1 protein-coding gene is annotated in these 1,416 nt (G+C 65.7%); it reads left to right on the top strand.

What is annotated here, in order from left to right; translation table 11 throughout:
- Nucleotides 1-60 precede the first annotated feature (60 nt).
- Nucleotides 61-1,227 carry an IS701 family transposase gene (locus NBY69_RS29190; protein WP_250304891.1) on the top strand — a complete coding sequence of 389 codons (1,167 nt, stop codon included), beginning with the start codon at nt 61-63 and terminating at the stop codon, nt 1,225-1,227.
- Nucleotides 1,228-1,416 lie beyond the last annotated feature (189 nt).

Below are 1,416 nucleotides of genomic sequence, written 5' to 3'. Positions count from 1 at the left end.
TGCCTAGTACTGCAACCGTGTTTGGCGTGACGGTGTGTCGTCGTGGTCGTTGTTGCTGTCATGGGTGGGGATCTCGATGTTGGTGACGTGTGGCGGTGGGTAGCGGGGCTGGAGGAGGTGCATGAGCGGTTCGTGCACCGTTTTCAGCGCGCGGAGCCCCGGGAGTCGGCGTTGGCCTATATGCGTGGGCTGGTGTCCTCGCTGGAGCGGAAGAACGCCTGGACGGTCGCGGAGCGTGCGGGGCATGACCGGCCGGACCGCCTGCAGCGACTGCTCAACACGTGCGACTGGGACGCTGACGAAGTCCGTGACGACGTGCGGGAGTTTGTGATCGAACACCTCGGTGACCGGCAGGCAGTGGTCGTCGTGGACGACACCGGGTTCCTGAAGAAGGGGGTCCGTTCGGCCGGCGTCCAGCGGCAGTACACCGGCACGGCGGGCCGGGTCGAGAACAGCCAGGTCGGCACATTTATGGCTTATGCAACCGATACCGGTCACACGCTGATCGACCGGGAGCTGTACTTGCCCGCGTCCTGGACCGAGGACCGGGAACGCTGCCGTGCTGCCGCGGTCCCCGACGAGGTCGCATTCGCTACGAAGATCGAACATGCCAAGGCGATGATCGAGCGGGCTCTCGCCGCGCGGGTGCCGTTCGCGTGGCTGACCGCTGACGAGGCATACGGGCAGGTCAAGGGGCTGCGTTACTGGCTCGAACAGCGCGGGGTGTTTCACGTGCTGGCAACCCGCCGCAATGACACCGTCGTCACCGCCTCACGCATGGACCATCCTGTGGACGAACTGGTCGCCGGCCTGCCCCGACAGGCGTGGAAACGCCGCTCGTGCGGCCGGGGCACCCACGGTGAGCGCGTCTACGACTGGGCCCGGGCCTCGATCCGACCGTGGCGCGAAGAAGGCGTCGAGCACTGGGTCCTCGCCCGCCGCAGCATCAGCGATCCCACCGAGATCGCCTACTACGTGTGCTTCGCACCCGAAGGCGCCACCCTCAACGCCCTCCTGGCCGTGGCCGGCCGGCGGTGGACGATCGAGGAATGCTTCCAGACCGCGAAGAACGAATGCGGCCTCGACCACTACCAGGTCCGCAAATACCACGCCTGGTACCGGCACATCACCCTCGCCATGGCAGTCCACGCCTACCTGACAGCGGTCCGCGCGCAGGAGCTCAAAAAAGGGGCTCAAAACCCGGTGAACAGCACCTCGTCCCACTGAGTCTGCCCGAAATCCGCCGTCTGACCGCCCACCTCACAGCACGCCTGCTTCCCTCCGTCGCCCATGTTCTGCACTGGTCCCATTGGCGGAGACGAGCGCAACGCCGAGCACGGATCAGCCACTACAGACGACGAAACCACAACCCATAAACCGACACACCGTCACGCCAAACACGGTTGCAGTACTAGG

Origin of the sequence: Streptomyces sp. A 4/2, assembly GCF_940670765.1 — a bacterium.
In the GTDB taxonomy this organism is placed as follows: domain Bacteria; phylum Actinomycetota; class Actinomycetes; order Streptomycetales; family Streptomycetaceae; genus Streptomyces.
Note: the sequence above shows the minus strand (reverse complement) of the source record. Positions and strands in the feature narration are given on the sequence as shown.